This is a genomic window from Holzapfeliella sp. JNUCC 72 (assembly GCF_053668685.1).
Map to the genome: position 1 here is coordinate 85,759 of NZ_CM132220.1, position 18,350 is coordinate 104,108.

At 34.6% G+C, this 18,350-nt stretch carries 7 protein-coding genes; 5 read left to right on the top strand and 2 right to left on the bottom strand.

Going from position 1 to position 18,350, the window contains the following annotated elements:
- The first annotated feature begins 10 nt into the window (after positions 1-10).
- The 4 genes from JNUCC72_RS00430 to JNUCC72_RS00445 all read left to right on the top strand — a co-directional run bounded on the left by JNUCC72_RS00430 (position 11) and on the right by JNUCC72_RS00445 (position 6,974).
- On the top strand, positions 11-2,128 hold the full coding sequence (locus JNUCC72_RS00430) for an ATP-dependent Clp protease ATP-binding subunit (protein WP_454143835.1): 2,118 nt from the start codon (positions 11-13) through the stop codon (positions 2,126-2,128).
- Between the two features lie 117 nt (positions 2,129-2,245).
- Positions 2,246-4,537: a pectate lyase-like adhesive domain-containing protein gene (locus tag JNUCC72_RS00435; RefSeq protein WP_454143837.1), complete on the top strand. Its 2,292-nt coding sequence runs from the start codon at positions 2,246-2,248 to the stop codon at positions 4,535-4,537.
- Between the two features lie 108 nt (positions 4,538-4,645).
- A complete protein-coding gene (locus JNUCC72_RS00440) occupies positions 4,646-5,212 on the top strand; it encodes a hypothetical protein (RefSeq protein WP_454143839.1) in 567 nt (188 codons plus the stop codon).
- 232 nt (positions 5,213-5,444) lie between these two features.
- Positions 5,445-6,974 carry a coiled-coil domain-containing protein gene (locus JNUCC72_RS00445; protein ID WP_454143841.1) on the top strand — a complete coding sequence of 510 codons (1,530 nt, stop codon included), beginning with the start codon at positions 5,445-5,447 and terminating at the stop codon, positions 6,972-6,974.
- Between the two features lie 35 nt (positions 6,975-7,009).
- On the opposite strand, the gene JNUCC72_RS00450 is transcribed toward JNUCC72_RS00445, so the two are convergent.
- Both JNUCC72_RS00450 and thiD read right to left on the bottom strand, forming a co-directional pair.
- Positions 7,010-7,639, bottom strand: coding sequence for a type 1 glutamine amidotransferase (locus tag JNUCC72_RS00450; protein ID WP_454144670.1), 630 nt, complete (start codon positions 7,637-7,639; stop codon positions 7,010-7,012).
- A gap of 64 nt (positions 7,640-7,703) precedes the next feature.
- A complete protein-coding gene (gene thiD, locus JNUCC72_RS00455) occupies positions 7,704-8,522 on the bottom strand; it encodes a bifunctional hydroxymethylpyrimidine kinase/phosphomethylpyrimidine kinase (RefSeq protein ID WP_454143843.1) in 819 nt (272 codons plus the stop codon).
- Between the two features lie 338 nt (positions 8,523-8,860).
- Here thiD and JNUCC72_RS00460 point away from each other — a divergent pair, with 338 nt between their 5' ends.
- The gene (locus JNUCC72_RS00460; RefSeq protein ID WP_454143845.1) at positions 8,861-18,340 is read left to right on the top strand and encodes a DUF1542 domain-containing protein; all 9,480 of its coding nucleotides are present in this window, start codon (positions 8,861-8,863) and stop codon (positions 18,338-18,340) included.
- Positions 18,341-18,350: the final 10 nt, after the last annotated feature.

An 18,350-nucleotide genomic window follows, 5' to 3' on the forward strand; every position in this document is an offset into this window, starting at 1 on the left:
AGTGTTAGATATGGCTAACTATAGTAATGGTTTTAGTGATTTTGATGCGTTATTTGATTCTTTGAATAGAGATTTCTTCTCAAACTCAGGCACTTTCTCTACCCGTCGAGATATCCCCATCCACTCCAATCAAGATGGTTTGAAACAACAAACACAAGTTCAAAACCCTCAACAACAAGAACAATCAATTGGAATTGATTTAGTTAAACAAGCAAAAGAAAATAAATATGATCCAGTTATTGGACGTGACTCAGAAGTTGAAAATGTGATTGAAATTTTGAGTCGTCGTAATAAGAATAATCCTGTTTTAGTTGGACCTGCAGGTGTTGGTAAAACAGCGATTGTTGAAGGATTAGCTCAACGTATTGCAGAAGGTAATGTGCCAGAACGTCTAAAAGATGCCCACATTATTGAATTAAACATCAATGAATTGGTTGCAGGCTCTTCTCTACGTGGTGCCTTTGAAGAAAAATTACAAAAAATTATTGATGAAGCTTCAAAAAATCCAAATATTATCTTATTCATCGATGAAATTCATAATATTGTTGGTGCTGGTAGTGTTGATAGTGAAAATAATAATGGCGATGCAGCTAATATTTTGAAACCTGCACTTGCTCGTGGCGATTTGAGTTTAATCGGTGCTACAACAACGAGTGAATTCCAACGTATTGAAAAAGACCCCGCATTAGCTCGTCGTTTGCAAGAAGTTAAAGTTGGTGAACCTTCAGTTGAAGAAGCTATCCAAATTCTTGAAGGCTTAGCTCCTAAGTATGAAAGTTATCACCATGTTAAATATGATGAAGAAGCAATCAAATTAGCAGTTACATTATCAAAACGTTACATTCAAGGACGTTACTTACCAGATAAAGCAATTGACTTACTTGATGAAGCAGGTGCTAAAAAGGGCTTATACCAAGCACCAAAAGATGAAACACAATTACGTGAACATATCGCAAAACTAGAGCGTGAAAAAGATGCGGCTGTTCAAGCAGAAGACTTTAAGAAAGCACAAGAAATAAAAGGCGAAGTCGAAAAAGCTCACAAACAATTGCAAAATGTTGATGATACCGAATTGCCAAGTGTTACCGCAAAAGATATGTATCAACTAATTGAACAAAAGACGAAAATTTCAATGAGTGAAATTCACGCAGATGAAAGTCAAAAATCTGAAGATTTGGTTAAACACTTAAAAGATGTTGTGATTGACCAAGATGAAGCTATCGATACGATTACCGATGCGATTGCTCGTAAGAAAGTCTTTAAAGATGAAAACCGTCCTACTGGTTCATTCTTATTCGCTGGTCCTACCGGTGTTGGTAAAACTGAATTAGCTAAACAATTAGCTAAAAGCATGTTTGGTTCAGATGACCACTTTATTCGTTTAGATATGAGTGAATACCAAGATAAAACATCTGTTAACAAATTAATCGGGTCTGCTCCTGGTTACATCGGTTACCAAGAAGGCGGTCAATTGACTGAACAAGTTCGTCACCAACCTTATAGCTTGATTTTGATGGATGAAATTGAAAAAGCAAATCCAGATATCTTCAACGCTTTGTTACAAATTATGGATGACGGTCGCCTAACAGATGCTCAAGGACGTACCGTATCCTTCAAAGATACCATCTTGATTATGACTTCTAATGCAGGTTACTCAGATAACTTGATTAAAGATAAAGGTGACTTGATGAAGGCTCTAGAAGTTTACTTCCGTCCTGAATTCTTGAACCGTTTGGATGCCATTGTGCCATTTAACTCATTGAAACAAAAAGACTTAATTAAAATTGTGGATCTTTACTTAGACCACATGGCTAATAGTCTTGAAAAACGCCACGTTAAAATGACGGTTTCAGATGAAGCTAAACACTATTTGGTTGAAAAAGGTTATGATGAAAAATTCGGTGCTCGTCCATTGCGTCGTGTCGTTGAACAAGATTTACAAACACCCGCTGCCAAAGCTATTTTAGCTGACTCTAAGTTGAAAGAAATTAACTTTACAGTTAAGGATAACTTCTTGATGATGAACAATGAAAAAATTGCGGAATTACCAAAGCAAGAAAAAGAAGAAGCTAAAGTCGAAGAATCAAAACTTGAAACAAAAGAAGAATCAAACGAAAATTATGAATAGAATATATGAAAAAGCACATCTCGTTCGAGGTGTGCTTTTTTAGTAGCTGATAATTGACTTCTAGTAAAAAGAATTTGATAATGGGACTAAAATAACTATTGTACGGGAGTGTAGCAAATGGGTAAACAAACAAAAAATAAAAATTATAAAAAACTAGCGGGGGCTGTTTCAGTAGCACTTTGTAGTGTAGCTTTAACAACTGGTTTTTTAGCGCATACAGGGGTTAATACAGGACAAACTGTTTTGGCTGATGATCAATCAACAGACAACAGTGTGAAAAATGTAAGTACTGCACAACAATTGTACGAGGCATTAAGTAATCAAGACGTCAAAACTATTAATATTCAAAACGACATTGATATGTCATCCTACGGATCAAGCTCTTCTACAGAGCATAGGCAAAGTGGTGCAGTCGAAAATAAAAATCTAACAATTAATGGAAAAAAATCTGATGGAGGAAAATTCAGTGTTAATTTTGGAAATTGGAATTTTGACTATAAGGGAAATAGTAATATCACTTTGAACGATATTAGTTTGCGGGGGGATAACTATTTTGGTCCAGTCAGTTTAAGTGATTATAGTGTAGGCAATATCACTTATAACAATGTTGATTATACTGGATCGCAGTTAACATATGCTAATAGTGGGACTGTTAAATTTGCTGGTACAGTAAAGGTGAATTCAAACTCTAGTGTGAATTCAGGACAAGAAAACTTAGAAGCCAAAAACATTGAATTTCTTGATGGAAGTATGTATGTAGGACAAGGTAGTTCATCGTTATTTAATATCCATAACAGTGGTAAAATAACGTTAGATGGAGCTATTGTTAATTTATCTCCTAATCCAGGTAATGCAGTTGCTCCAATTATAGGAGCTGATAGTAATGGAATTGATATTAAAAATAACTCTAATCTAAATATTACAGCACAATGGACATTAAATCTTAGTTATCCAATTGTAATGGATAATTCTAATTTAAATATTACAGCGCCTGATAATACTACTTTTTTGCCATTATTAAAGGTATCTAAACCAATTAAGGTTAATAATGGAAGTAAATTGAATGTTACTGGACAACCATTTCAAAATAGTCAATTAGTAGCAAATGGTGATAATATTTCTTTATCAGGAAATGATTCTAAGATTAGTGTTAAAACTCAAAGCCAAAACTTTTCAGGTAAGCTTATGGGAGATTTGAATAGTTTTCCAGATGCTAATTATACTTGGAGTATGTTAGATAAATCGGGTACTCAACTTTCAGGATCTTCAAATTATAATAGTTCTATTACAGATTTGACTATCACACCCAAACAAAAGAGTGTAACTGTTTCTTCTGATAATTTATCTTTGAGCAAAGAGGGCAATAGTTTTAATATTAATTTCGATCTTGATGCTCAAAATGTTTCCCCAGAAGATACTACATCCGTTAGTGTAATGATTAATGGAAATGCTCATTCTAGTCAAACTGTACCAGCAAATCAAGGTAACAATCGTTTAAGTTTAGGAGACGGATATACTCCAAAAGTTAATGATCAAATCACAGTTGTTTCTGATTTCGGATTAGAAAAATCATCACAAACTTACACAGTAAAGAGAGATGATGTTAGAAGTTTTTACAAACCAACATTATCCATAAACAATGATTTAACGTTATCTCGTTCAGGAGATACGATTTCAACTGGATTTGTTTTAAATACGGAAAATACTGATGACCAAGACAAAGCGGACAATGTAACGGTTAGTGTACAAAAACATAATCAAAATACACCTAATCAACAACAAGATAAATTAGAGCAAACCTCAAAATTAAATCAAGATTTATCATTAAAATTAGATGCTAACTACACACCTGAAGTTGGTGATGTTATTACTGTTAGTGCTGCTTTAGATGGTGTTAATGGTTCTACTTTCACAAAGGCTAAAAAACTAACCCAAGCAGATGTTGATGCGTTGAAAAAACTAGAAGGGTCAACTCCTAGTTTTCAATCAGGATTAGTTAATTACGTTAAAGGATACGGTGTGCTTGTATGGCAATTAACAGCTAATGGACTAGAACCAACGACACAATATCAAGCTGCCAATAGCTATGTACCTTATTACGGTGACTACCAAATTGTTGACGGAATTAAGTATTTGCATATTGCTAACCAAAATACTTGGATTCAAGCTCAATACTTACAAGATCCAACACAATTACCAGAAATTCCAATGAATAATACGGCTGTAGCTGGCAATGTTCCTTATGGTATTTACTTACGTGATGGCTCAGGCAATATGACAGAACAAATTATTGAACCAGGTACTTCATGGCAAGTATTTGCTAAAAAAACATTCCATGGTCACACTTACTACCGTTTAGGTAATGACCAACAATGGTTAGAAGATACTTATATTCAATCAATGAACTAATTAAAAAACGATAGCCTTGATAGGTTATCGTTTTTTATTTGTCTTATTGACAGGTACTCAAAAGGCTAGGATAATTGTTGGGTAATAATTGATTAAGGAGATTAAATTATGCATCACAATTATCGAAAACTTTTAGGATTAATTGCATCTGCTTTACTAGCGGTAAGTGCTGCTGGTTTGTTTACATCAGCAGTAGAAGCAAATGATAATCAGCAATCAACGACATCTATTGAACCGCAGCTACAATCATCAACTATTCATTATTTTAACGGTTACGGGGCTCGTATCTGGGAATTAACCGCAGCAGGTATGGTACCCTCTGATAAGGTACAGTTAAATAATTACTATATCCCTTATTATGGTGATTACCAAATGATTGACGGGATTAAGTACTTACATTTAGCCAACCCTTATCAAAACTACTGGGTTCAAGCACAGTATTTGCAAAATCCAGCTGATATTGCAGAAACACCTGCACATGGTAAAGTGTTAGCTGGAAATGTTCCTTATGGAATCTTTTTGCGAGATAGCCTTGGTAATATGACTGAGCAGATTATTGATCCAGGGACTACTTGGCGAGTATTTGCGACTAAAACTTTCTTTGGTCATACCTACTATAAACTAGGTACAAATCAACAATGGTTAGAAGATACTTATGTTAAATTATATAACTAAAAAGCTTATGGCAATTTGTCATAAGCTTTTTATAATTGATTAGTTATATTATCATCATTTGTCCTTTGCCTCTTGATTTTTTAAAAATATTATGGAATGCTTAAGAAGTATATTATTGTTTTCTAATAAACTATATGGGGGAGATATAGCGAAACAAAAGTGGGTAGATTATAAGTAATTATATTGAGTCGTATTTGTAAATTGTAGTAAAAATAAAAAGGGGATATTTTAAATGAAAAAAGATCAATCAAAATCAACAAAACTTGTAGCCGTATTGGCATGTTCAGTAGCATTGGGGATGGCTGGAATAACAACGAATCCAGATACTGTGCATAAAACTAATACTGTGTTGGCAGATCAAGTAACAAATTTGGATAGTGCTCAAAGTTCATATAACGAGGCAAAAGCAAATAATGATACAGTTCAAGCAAATGAAACTGCGACAGAATTGGAAAAAGAACTAGCTCAAAAGAAATTGAAAGTGGCAGAAACAAAACTGAATTTAGAAAAAGCAAAACAAAAAAATGAAGATGAAAAATCAGAATTAGCTCGATTAGAAGAAGATGCTGAAAGAACTAGAGCAGAAAAGCAACGTTTGGGTGAAGGAAAGTCAAACGAAGACAGAAAAAGATCTCCAGAGTTCCAAGAAGCCAAAAAAGCCCATAACCAAAACATGTCAAATATTAGTAAATATCGTCATAGTATTCCAGAAAGAGAATCTCAAATTAGAAATCTAGAAGGAAATTTAACAGTTCAAGAAGAAGAACAAAACCAAGCTGAACAAAAAGTTGATCAAGAAAAGAAACAAAAAGAAGAACAACAAATTTTTAATTTGCAAAGTTCATATAACGAGGCAAAAGCAAATAATGATACAGTTCAAGCAAATGAAACTGCGACAGAATTGGAAAAAGAACTAGCTCAAAAGAAATTGAAAGTGGCAGAAACAAAACTGAATTTAGAAAAAGCAAAACAAAAAAATGAAGATGAAAAATCAGAATTAGCTCGATTAGAAGAAGATGCTGAAAGAACTAGAGCAGAAAAGCAACGTTTGGGTGAAGGAAAGTCAAACGAAGACAGAAAAAGATCTCCAGAGTTCCAAGAAGCCAAAAAAGCCCATAACCAAAACATGTCAAATATTAGTAAATATCGTCATAGTATTCCAGAAAGAGAATCTCAAATTAGAAATCTAGAAGGAAATTTAACAGTTCAAGAAGAAGAACAAAACCAAGCTGAACAAAAAGTTGATCAAGAAAAGAAACAGTCAAAAAATATACCAGCAACCAATAGCACTTACTACCCAACACCTACTCCAACAAAGCCAACTATTGCAGCAACAAAAGCGATTAAAGTTTTTGAAGGTGTTGGCGTATTAGAATGGAAATTTGAAGATGGTAAAATGAAACCATCTACAGAATATTTACACAACAATGATAAAACTGATTTGACAGATGATATTAAAGTTGTTGATGGTGTTAAATATGTTCGACTAGCAAATGATAAGAACCAATGGATTCAAGAACAATACTTACACGAAGCCTCAGAAGCTCATGAAGAATCAGTTTCAGGTACCTTAACAGCTGGGAATGTTCCTTACGGAATCTTCTTACGTGATTCAGAAGGTAAAATGACGGAACAATTAATTCAACCAGATACTTCATGGCGAGTATTTGGTAAGAAGACATTCTTTGGTCACACTTACTACCGTTTAGGTACAGATCAACAATGGATTGAAGATACTTATGTAAATTCAATCGAAAAATAATAAATTTAAGCAAAATAAAAACGTCTAACAATTTGTTAGACGTTTTTTTGTGTGCGTTGATTAAATCGATCAATAATTTTTTCAACAAAGAATTCTGTAATATTTAAGTTTTTCAGGATAGGACCATGGGCATAAGTCCCCATCGTATTCTTATATAAAAGACCTTCATTACTATCTTCGGGATTATTACCGTAACCTTCAATCATTTTACCGAGTGGATTGAGTGAGTCATCATCAAAATAAGTACATCCAGAGTGATTCTCAAAAGCGATAGCTTCGCCAAATGGTGTCTCAAACTTTGTATCCCCAATCATGCGGGCTTCAGGACGAAAGACCGTGTGAAAAGGCAAAATACCTAAACAGGTGATGGTTTCGTTACTAGCCATTTGATAGTGTGTACCTAAAAATTGATAACCACCGCAAACGCCAAGCATCGGGTTAGCTTGTTCAACCCACTCTTTGATGGGCTCATAGAAACGGTGGATATCTTTAGCCACAACGGTTTGTTCAAAGTCTTGGCCACCACCAAAGAACAAGAAGTCATATTGAGTGGTATCAAGTTCTGGAGTATCCAGTGAAATGTTATCAACAACAACGTCATAGCCTTTTTGGTTTAAGTAATAACGTAAGATTTTGACATCACCGCTGTCACCGTAAGTATTCATCAAGTCTTCATACAAGTAAGCAATTTTGATAGTTGGGGTCAAGTTAATCCTCTCCTAATGGGTATTAATTTAAACGATCCATTGCAGCCCAATGATTAATTGGACCGTATTGATGACCAACCTGAATTTCATGAGCAATCGCATCATGGGTGAAGTTAACAGATTTAGTAATGGCTTCTTTGACACTGTCACCTAATGCCAAGTGACTAGTGATTGCTGCAGCAAGTGTATCACCTGTTCCGTTAATACGGTTAGTATCTAAGTAGTCATGTTCTAGCCAGAAAATATCACCATTTTCAAGTGAAACTAAATCTCTAACTTGTTCAGGGCCATCTTCTTTATGATGTTTACCCTTAATAATAACATTTTTAGCCCCTAACTCGTGTAAGTATTTGGCAGCTTGATGGATTTCTTTATCATTTTTTAATTCTAGGTTAGTTAAAGTACGAGCTTCAAAATAATTAGGTGTAATCACTTTAGCTAGTGGGATTAAGTTTTCTTTGAAGAAATCAATCGCACCATCATCAATTAATTTGTTACCGTGTTTTGTCACAATAACAGGATCAACAACTAATGGGCCAAAGTTAACTTCTTGATATTTTTCAACGACCACTTTAATCATTTCTTTGCTTGAAAGCATACCCGTCTTACTTGCACGGATATCAAAATCTTTAGCTAGTGTGTCGAATTGCTGTGAAATGAAAGACAGTGGCATCATTGTAGCATCTTCGATTTGGTAAGAGTTACCTGCAACGGCTGCAGTCAAAATCCCCATTCCATAAACCTGATGTGCAAAAAATGTGTGGAGGTCAGCAGGCATACCGGCACTACCATCACTATCAAACCCTGCAATACTTAAAACCTGTGGATAGTTGTTAATCATGTTAAAAAGCTCCTTAAATTTCATTATAATTCTATTTTAATATTTTTTTAACAAAAAATCGACATAAAGTAATAAATTTATTAATAGTTAATAATCTTAAAAATAAAAATATCTAAGAATAGTTTATTTTATTTTTAAGATTATCTAAAATGAATATTCATAACGTGTTATTTTTAAAATTTCATTATATAATTCTATAGCCTATAGCAGCCCTATTATTTGTTTATAGAATGTGAAAATAGTATTTTATACATGTAGAGTAAATTAAAATACTATATTTTTATTTAATAATTTTAATAATTTTAATGCAGTTGATATCAAAAATTGGAGGGATCAATATGTATAACAAAAAAGAGTTAGAAAAGACACAAGAGAAAAAGATTTTACGAAAGAAGAAAAAACAGTGGATAGTTGTTTCTTTTTCTAGTTTCTTTTTATTAGGATCACTATCAGGAGTAATTGTACCTGGAATTACTGTACGTGCAGAAGATCAGCACTTAGAGACATCAGCACAACAAGATAATTCTAGTAGCAATAGCGAAAGTGATTCTACAAAATTAACGGAAAGCAAGCAAGATAAGCAGAGTACTGATGAAAAACCTGTAGAAAATTCATCAGAGACATTAGAAATTCAACCTCGATCCGAATCAGTATCTATGGCACAGAAAGGTATTCAAGATGCTTTGTCAGATGTTAAGTCATTAAAAGATAATCAAGTTACAGGAAAAAGTATCAATGAGTCAATGACACAGGAATATATGGATGCTTACAATTTGACTTATCAAGGATTTATTGATGGGACGAATGATGGTACAGGGACAGACAACAACATTAATGATGCAGTACCAAGTGATTCTGCAATTTACAAAGATGCTTATTCGCAAGGGAAACAATATTTTTCAGATACACAAAGCAGACTAATTAGAACGGCGACTCAATTAAGAAATGCCTATAAATCTAGTAAAACTAGATTTATAAAAATAATGAATAATATTAGTTTATGGCAATTGCCAGAAACTTCTGGATTTTCAGAGACAACTTATCAAGGGAAAAAGTTAAAATATTCTCCTCAGTCTGAGCAAGAAGTAACGTTTACTAATACAAATTTAACTATTGATGGTCGAAACAAAGTTATAGATTATTCAAATTACTGCTTTTTGAACACGATAACTGGTGATATCACAATGAAAGATATTACAATGTTTGGTGGTAATTACTTTGGTCCTACTAGAAATAGTGGTAGTGGTAGTTTGACATACGATAATATTACCTATACTGGTCCACAATTAATCAGTGCTACAGGAACTAAAGTTTATGTAAAAAATAATGTTACTGTAAATGGTGGTCAAAATTATTGGCCTAAGAAAGATACAGGAATAAACGATTCCAAATCTCCAGATTATGTAGCTGCTAAGGTTAATTATAATCAAACATTGCCTTATGCAGGAGGAAATCAAGAAAATATGGAAGTTTCTTCACTAACATTTGCACCGGGCAGTCATTATATTGGCTCAACATTTAATAGCACTGCATTATATGTAAATGGTGGTGGTAATGTTGAAATTGGTGAAGGAGCTATTGTGGAGTTAAAACCTATGGGTGATGGAACATGGGGCTCTTCTAGCTCGCCAACTGCAGGAATGGGATACGGTATGTTTATTCCCAATGGTAATGTTAATATTAGAAAAAATGCAACTTTAAAAATTATGCCTCAAGTCAATACTGTGATGAGAGACAATAAAGGAGGATTTTCTAATTTAGCTGGTGCGTTTTATTTATCTAGTGGTAATGTGAATATTGAACAAAACGCTACTTTAGATGTCATTCTAGATGGTCCGATGTCACAATCAAATACATCATCAGCAGGAGTTTACATTGGTGGAACAGTTGATGTTTCTGGTGGGTCATTTAATGTGACAGGTAAAAATTTAGGAAATAGCAATAATACGCTAGTTAACTTGACAGGTAGACTTAATGTTAAACAATTATCAAGTATGGCTATATCTGCAGCTGATGGAACAGGCAGTATAACTTTGTTAAATGGTAACGGCTTGAATATCGACTCTCCAAGTAATAAGGGAATAAGTTTTGATATTACAAAGATGAATTCTCAAACAGCTAAACTGTTTTCTGGAGGAAGCAATTTAACTTCAACGAATATTAATGTAAATGTTGATGGTGTATACAAACCTTTCTCATCTATTACATTTGCTATGAATGGTGGAAATGCAACAGGTAATAACATGGAAGGACAGAATCAACAGGCTTTCTATTACTCTACGACAAATGGTTCTCAAACTAAGTATGTTGAATTTGTCGCTGTTCCTACATTTGAATTTAATAAAGATTTTAATGTTACTTTGGATAAAGATGAAAATTATGTGTTGAATGGAGCAGTTAAAACTGCTTCATCGAATGCAAATTATAACAACGCTAATAATAATATTTATATCAAAGTTTTAGATAAGAATAATAATGCTGTATTTAGCCCTCAATACTCAAATGATGAAAATAAGACAGACAAATCTATTTATAATTTAAAATTAAAAAATAACCCCGCATATAGTGATGGAGCATTAATTCCATTCACTATTACATTGCCTAGTGGTTTTGATTTGAATAAGTTGAATGATTACAAATTACAAGGTAAATATATTCTTAGTGATGCAAGTGCCAATATTTCATTAACTCAAAGTCAAATTAATACTGTTATTTCTCAAAAAAATAGATTAGAAATAGACAGAGGAATACAATTATTTTTTAGTAATAAAGATAATTTTGATTATGATCCTAAAAAAGATTCTAGATATGTAAGTGGGTCTAACTTTAAATTAGGGTATGATGCTGCCAAAGTAGGTTATGCTAATCCTAATTCAAAAACATCAGATTATACTAATGGGACTGCTGATTATCAATATGCATACAACAAGGGACAAGAGTCACGACTTGAATTAGAAAGTCAAAGAAGTGCGGCAATTGATGCAATTAATGCTGAGGCAACAAAAGTCAATAGCGCAATTGATAGTGATGATACTTTAAATAATGAACAAAAAGCAGCGCAAAAGGCAGAAGTAGCAAAACAAGTTGAAACAAGTAAGCAAGCGATAAAAGATGCTCAAAAAGCGCAAGGTATAAAAGATGCTCAAAATACAGGAATCACAGCAATTCAAAGTAAACATCAACCACAAAAGAGTGTTTCTGAACAACAAACAGATGCATTAGCACAGATTGAAGCTCAAAAAGCGCAAACATTAAAAGATATTGCAGATGATAAGACATTAGATGACGCAATAAAAGCTAACCAAGTCGCAGCAGTAAATACAGAAGCTCAAAAAGCAGAAGATGCGATAAAAGCAGCTAAAAATGCGCAAGGAATTATTGCAGCAACAATGCAAGGAAAAGCACAAATTGATAGTCAACATGTACAAGGAAGTACATTAGAAAGTCAAAGAAGTGCGGCAATTGATGCAATTAATGCTGAGGCAACAAAAGTCAATAGCGCAATTGATAGTGATGATACTTTAAATAATGAACAAAAAGCAGCGCAAAAGGCAGAAGTAGCAAAACAAGTTGAAACAAGTAAGCAAGCGATAAAAGATGCTCAAAATGCGCAAGGTATAAAAGATGCTCAAAATACAGGAAGCACAGCAATTCAAAGTAAACATCAACCACAAAAGAGTGTTTCTGAACAACAAACAGATGCATTAGCACAGATTGAAGCTCAAAAAGCGCAAACATTAAAAGATATTGCAGATGATAAGACATTAGATGACGCAATAAAAGCTAACCAAGTCGCAGCAGTAAATACAGAAGCTCAAAAAGCAGAAGATGCGATAAAAGCAGCTAAAAATGCGCAAGGAATTATTGCAGCAACAATGCAAGGAAAAGCACAAATTGATAGTCAACATGTACAAGGAAGTACATTAGAAAGTCAAAGAAGTGCGGCAATTGATGCAATTAATGCTGAGGCAACAAAAGTCAATAGCGCAATTGATAGTGATGATACTTTAAATAATGAACAAAAAGCAGCGCAAAAGGCAGAAGTAGCAAAACAAGTTGAAACAAGTAAGCAAGCGATAAAAGATGCTCAAAATGCGCAAGGTATAAAAGATGCTCAAAATACAGGAATCACAGCAATTCAAAGTAAACATCAACCACAAAAGAGTGTTTCTGAACAACAAACAGATGCATTAGCACAGATTGAAGCTCAAAAAGCGCAAACATTAAAAGATATTGCAGATGATAAGACATTAGATGACGCAATAAAAGCTAACCAAGTCGCAGCAGTAAATACAGAAGCTCAAAAAGCAGAAGATGCGATAAAAGCAGCTAAAAATGCGCAAGGAATTATTGCAGCAACAATGCAAGGAAAAGCACAAATTGATAGTCAACATGTACAAGGAAGTACATTAGAAAGTCAAAGAAGTGCGGCAATTGATGCAATTAATGCTGAGGCAACAAAAGTCAATAGCGCAATTGATAGTGATGATACTTTAAATAATGAACAAAAAGCAGCGCAAAAGGCAGAAGTAGCAAAACAAGTTGAAACAAGTAAGCAAGCAATAAAAGCAGCTAAAAATGCGCAAGGCATAAAGGATGCTCAAAACACAGGAATCACAGCAATTCAAAGTAAACATCAACCACAAAAAAGTGTTTCTGAACAACAAACGGATGCATTAGCACAGATTGAAGCTCAAAAAGCGCAAACATTAAAAGATATTGCAGATGATAAGACATTAGATGACGCAACAAAAGCTAACCAAGTCGCAGCAGTAAATACAGAAGCTCAAAAAGCAGAAGATGCGATAAAGGCAGCCAAAAATGCGCAAGGAATTATTGCAGCGACGATGCAAGGAAAAACACAGATTGATAGTCAACATGTACAAGGTAATACATTAGAAAGTCAAAGAAGTGCTGCAATTGATGCAATTAATGCCGAAGCAACAAAAGTCAATAGTGCAATTGATAGTGATGATACATTAAATAATGAACAAAAAGCAGCGCAAAAAGCAGAAGTAACTAAACAAGTTGAAGCAAGTCAACAAGCGATAAAAGATGCTCAAAATGCACAAAGCATAAAAGATGCTCAAAATACAGGAATCACAGCAATTCAAAGCAAACATCAATCTCAAAAGAGCGTCTCTGAACAACAAACAGATGCTTTGGCACAAATTGACGCTCAAAAAGCGCAAACATTAAAAGATATTGCAGATGATAAGACATTAGATGACGCAACAAAGGCTAACCAAGTCGCAGCAGTAAATACAGAAGCTAAAAAAGCAGAAGATGCGATAAAGGCAGCACAAAATGCGCAAGGAATTATTGCAGCAACGATGCAAGGAAAAACACAGATTGATAGTCAACATGTACAAGGTAATACATTAGAAAGTCAAAGAAGTGCTGCAATTGCTGCAATTAATGCCGAAGCAACAAAAGTCAATAGTGCAATTGATACTGACGATACTTTAAATAATGAACAAAAAGCAGCGCAAAAAGCAGAAGTAACTAAACAAGTTGAAGCAAGTCAACAAGCGATAAAAGATGCTCAAAATGCACAAAGTGTAAAAGATGCTCAAAATACAGGAATCACAGCAATTCAAAGCAAACATCAATCTAAAAAGAGCGTCTCTGAACAACAAACAGATGCTTTGGCACAAATTGACGCTCAAAAAGCGCAAACATTAAAAGATATTGCAGATGATAAGACATTAGATGACGCAACAAAGGCTAACCAAGTCGCAGCAGTAAATACAGAAGTCAAAAAAGCAGAAGATGCGATAAAGGCAGCACAAAATGCGCAAGGAATTATTGCAGCAACGATGCAAGGGAAAGCACAAATTGCTAGTCAACATCAAACTAATAGTGAATCGCTATTGGATCAACAAGCGAAAGCAGTAAAAGCAATAAATGATCAAGAAGCAAAAGTATTAGCTGACATTGAAAAAGATGGTACTTTGGATAATGCTGAAAAAGCAAGACAAAGTAAGGATGCAAGTGACCGAGCACAAGAAGCAAGGACAGCAATCAATACCGCAACTAAAGCTCAAGAAATAGCAGATGCACAAACTCAAGGTGTAACAGTCATCAAAGCAGCTCATCAATCTGGTAAAGCAGTTTCAGAACAGCAAACAAACGCTACAGCTGATATTGATCAACAAGTAAACACTACTGTAACAGCAATTCGTGGTGACAATAGCTTAACTGATGCAGAAAAAACAACGCAGATTAATGCCGCTCAAAAAGCTGGAGAAGATGCAAAAACAGCTATTGAAAAAGCAACTGATGCACAGACAATATCAAATGCAACTAATGATGGAAAAGCTAATATTATCAAACAATATCAGCCAGGAAGTTTAGATGGCAAAAAAGCATTGGCATTGGATAGTATCGATGCAGCCGAAACTCAAACACTAGCTGACATTGAAAAAGATGGTACTTTGGATAACGCTGAAAAAGCAAAACAAAGTAAGGATGCAAGTGATAGAGCACAAGCAGCAAGGACAGCAATCAATACCGCAACTAAAGCTCAAGAAATAGCAGATGCACAAACTCAAGGTGTAACAGTTATCAAAGCAGCTCATCAATCTGGCAAAGCAGTTTCAGACCGGAAGACAAAAGCAACTGGAGATATTGATCAACAAGTAAACACTACTGTAACAGCAATTCGTGGTGACAATAGCTTAACTGATGCAGAAAAAACAACGCAGATTAATGCCGCTCAAAAAGCTGGAGAAGATGCAAAAACAGCTATTGAAAAAGCAACTGATGCACAGACAATATCAAATGCAACTAATGATGGAAAAGCTAATATTATCAAACAATATCAGCCAGGAAGTTTAGATGGCAAAAAAGCATTGGCATTGGATAGTATCGATGCAGCCGAAACTCAAACACTAGCTGACATTGAAAAAGATGGTACTTTGGATAACGCTGAAAAAGCAAAACAAAGTAAGGATGCAAGTGATAGAGCACAAGCAGCAAGGACAGCAATCAATACCGCAACTAAAGCTCAAGAAATAGCAGATGCACAAACTCAAGGTGTAACAGTTATCAAAGCAGCTCATCAATCTGGCAAAGCAGTTTCAGACCGGAAGACAAAAGCAACTGGAGATATTGATCAACAAGTAAACACTACTGTAACAGCAATTCGTGGTGACAATAGCTTAACTGATGCAGAAAAAACAACGCAGATTAATGCCGCTCAAAAAGCTGGAGAAGATGCAAAAACAGCTATTGAAAAAGCAACTGATGCACAGACAATATCAAATGCAACTAATGATGGAAAAGCTAATATTATCAAACAATATCAGCCAGGAAGTTTAGATGGCAAAAAAGCATTGGCATTGGATAGTATCGATGCAGCCGAAACTCAAACACTAGCTGACATTGAAAAAGATGGTACTTTGGATAACGCTGAAAAAGCAAAACAAAGTAAGGATGCAAGTGATAGAGCACAAGCAGCAAGGACAGCAATCAATACCGCAACTAAAGCTCAAGAAATAGCAGATGCACAAACTCAAGGTGTAACAGTTATCAAAGCAGCTCATCAATCTGGTAAAGCAGTTTCAGAACAGCAAACAAACGCTACAGCTGATATTGATCAACAAGTAAACACTACTGTAACAGCAATTCGTGGTGACAATAGCTTAACTGATGCAGAAAAAACAACGCAGATTAATGCCGCTCAAAAAGCTGGAGAAGATGCAAAAACAGCTATTGAAAAAGCAACTGATGCACAGACAATATCAAATGCAACTAATGATGGAAAAGCTAATATTATCAAACAATATCAGCCAGGAAGTTTAGATGGCAAAAAAGCATTGGCATTGGATAGTATCGATGCAGCCGAAACTCAAACACTAGCTGACATTGAAAAAGATGGTACTTTGGATAACGCTGAAAAAGCAAAACAAAGTAAGGATGCAAGTGATAGAGCACAAGCAGCAAGGACAGCAATCAATACCGCAACTAAAGCTCAAGAAATAGCAGATGCACAAACTCAAGGTGTAACAGTTATCAAAGCAGCTCATCAATCTGGCAAAGCAGTTTCAGACCGGAAGACAAAAGCAACTGGAGATATTGATCAACAAGTGAATACTACTGTAACAGCAATTCTTGGTGACAATAGCTTAACTGATGCAGAAAAAGCAACCCAAATTGAGGCAGCTAAAAAAGCGGGAGAAGATGCAAAAACAGCTATTGAAAAAGCAACTGATGCACAGACAATATCAAATGCAACTAATGATGGAAAAGCTAATATTATCAAACAACATCAGCCAGGAAGTTTAGATGGCAAAAAAGCATTGGCATTGGATAGTATCGATGCAGCCGAAACTCAAACACTAGCTGACATTGAAAAAGATGGTACTTTGGATAACGCTGAAAAAGCAAAACAAAGTAAGGCAGCAAGTGATAGAGCAAAAGAAGCAAGGACAGCAATTAATACCGCAACTAAAGCTCAAGAAATAGCAGATGCACAAACTCAAGGTGTAACAGTTATCAAAGCAGCTCATCAATCTGGTAAAGCAGTTTCAGAACAGCAGACAAAAGCAGCTGAAGATATTGATCAACAAGTGAATGCAACTGTAACAGCAATTCGTGGTGATAATAGCTTAACTGATGCAGAAAAAACAACGCAGATTAATGCCGCTCAAAAAGCTGGAGAAGATGCAAAAACAGCTATTGAAAAAGCAACTGATGCACAGACAATATCAAATGCAGTTAATGATGGAAAAGCTAATATCATTAAACAATATCAGACAGCTAATTTGGAACTACAAAGAACGTCTGCCATTAAGGCAATTGAGAATCAAGCAATTGAAACATTGAAAGCAATTGATGCAGATCAGACATTAAGTCCTATTGAAAAAAGTGATCAAAGTAAGAATGTAAATACTGTGGCAGAAAAGGTTAAGAATGATATCAAGAATGCCCTAACATCGCAAAATATCCTTGATTTAAAAAATCTAGGTGTAGAGGACATTGTGGCACAACATAAATCCAATAGTACGATATATGATCCTAACCCAGCTGAAAATCAATTGTTAAATGAAAAATCAAAAGCTATTCATGAAGTAAAAGACTATCCAAACAGTGACTTTTATATCAATAAAATTAAACAAGCAACAACATTTAATGATATAAGAAGTATCTTAGAGGAGAGTAGAAATCAATCTAAGACAAAAGAAGTACATTATGTTCCAGGTTATGGCGTTCAGCAATGGATTTTGACTGAAAAAGGAACATTTACTCAAGATAATGGTGTCTATATTCCAACGGGTACTACTGTTAAGATATTTAATGAAAAAATTGTTGCTGGTATAAAATATGTGCAAATTAATTCAAAAGATAGTAATCAATGGATTCAAGCACAATACATTGAATCAGGTAGTTATCAAGCTGTACATTATGTACCTGGATATGGTGTACGTATTTGGACTATTATGGATAACCAAGCAACACCTTTGACAGGTTCAGATTCTTTAATTCCAACAGGTGAAACGATTAAAGTTTTAGATGAAGAACGTGTAATTAATGGCGATACCTATGTTCGAATTGGTAGTGCTAGTGAAAATAGATGGATTCAAAAGAAATATTTACAAGCTCCTGTATTAAAAGAAGTTAACTATGTCAAAGGATATGGTGTTCAAAATTGGATGATTGACAACCAAGGTCAAGCTCGTGCAATTTTTGGTAGTTACACACCAAGTCAATCTTTTATTACAACTTTTGATACAATAGTTTCAGATGGTATCTCATATACTCGAATTGGTTCTGCAGATAAAAATATTTGGGTTCAAACTCAGTATTTAAATTAATTGGAACAAA

Excerpts from the sequence above, each read along its gene's own strand:
- JNUCC72_RS00440 (WP_454143839.1), top strand. The coding sequence starts at position 4,646 with ATGCATCACAATTATCGAAAACTTTTAGGATTAATTGCATCTGCTTTA.
- JNUCC72_RS00435 (WP_454143837.1), top strand. The coding sequence starts at position 2,246 with ATGGGTAAACAAACAAAAAATAAAAATTATAAAAAACTAGCGGGGGCT.
- thiD (WP_454143843.1), bottom strand. The coding sequence starts at position 8,522 with ATGATTAACAACTATCCACAGGTTTTAAGTATTGCAGGGTTTGATAGT.
- JNUCC72_RS00450 (WP_454144670.1), bottom strand. The coding sequence starts at position 7,639 with ATGAATACTTACGGTGACAGCGGTGATGTCAAAATCTTACGTTATTAC.
- JNUCC72_RS00445 (WP_454143841.1), top strand. The coding sequence starts at position 5,445 with ATGAAAAAAGATCAATCAAAATCAACAAAACTTGTAGCCGTATTGGCA.
- JNUCC72_RS00460 (WP_454143845.1), top strand. The coding sequence starts at position 8,861 with ATGTATAACAAAAAAGAGTTAGAAAAGACACAAGAGAAAAAGATTTTA.
- JNUCC72_RS00430 (WP_454143835.1), top strand. The coding sequence starts at position 11 with ATGGCTAACTATAGTAATGGTTTTAGTGATTTTGATGCGTTATTTGAT.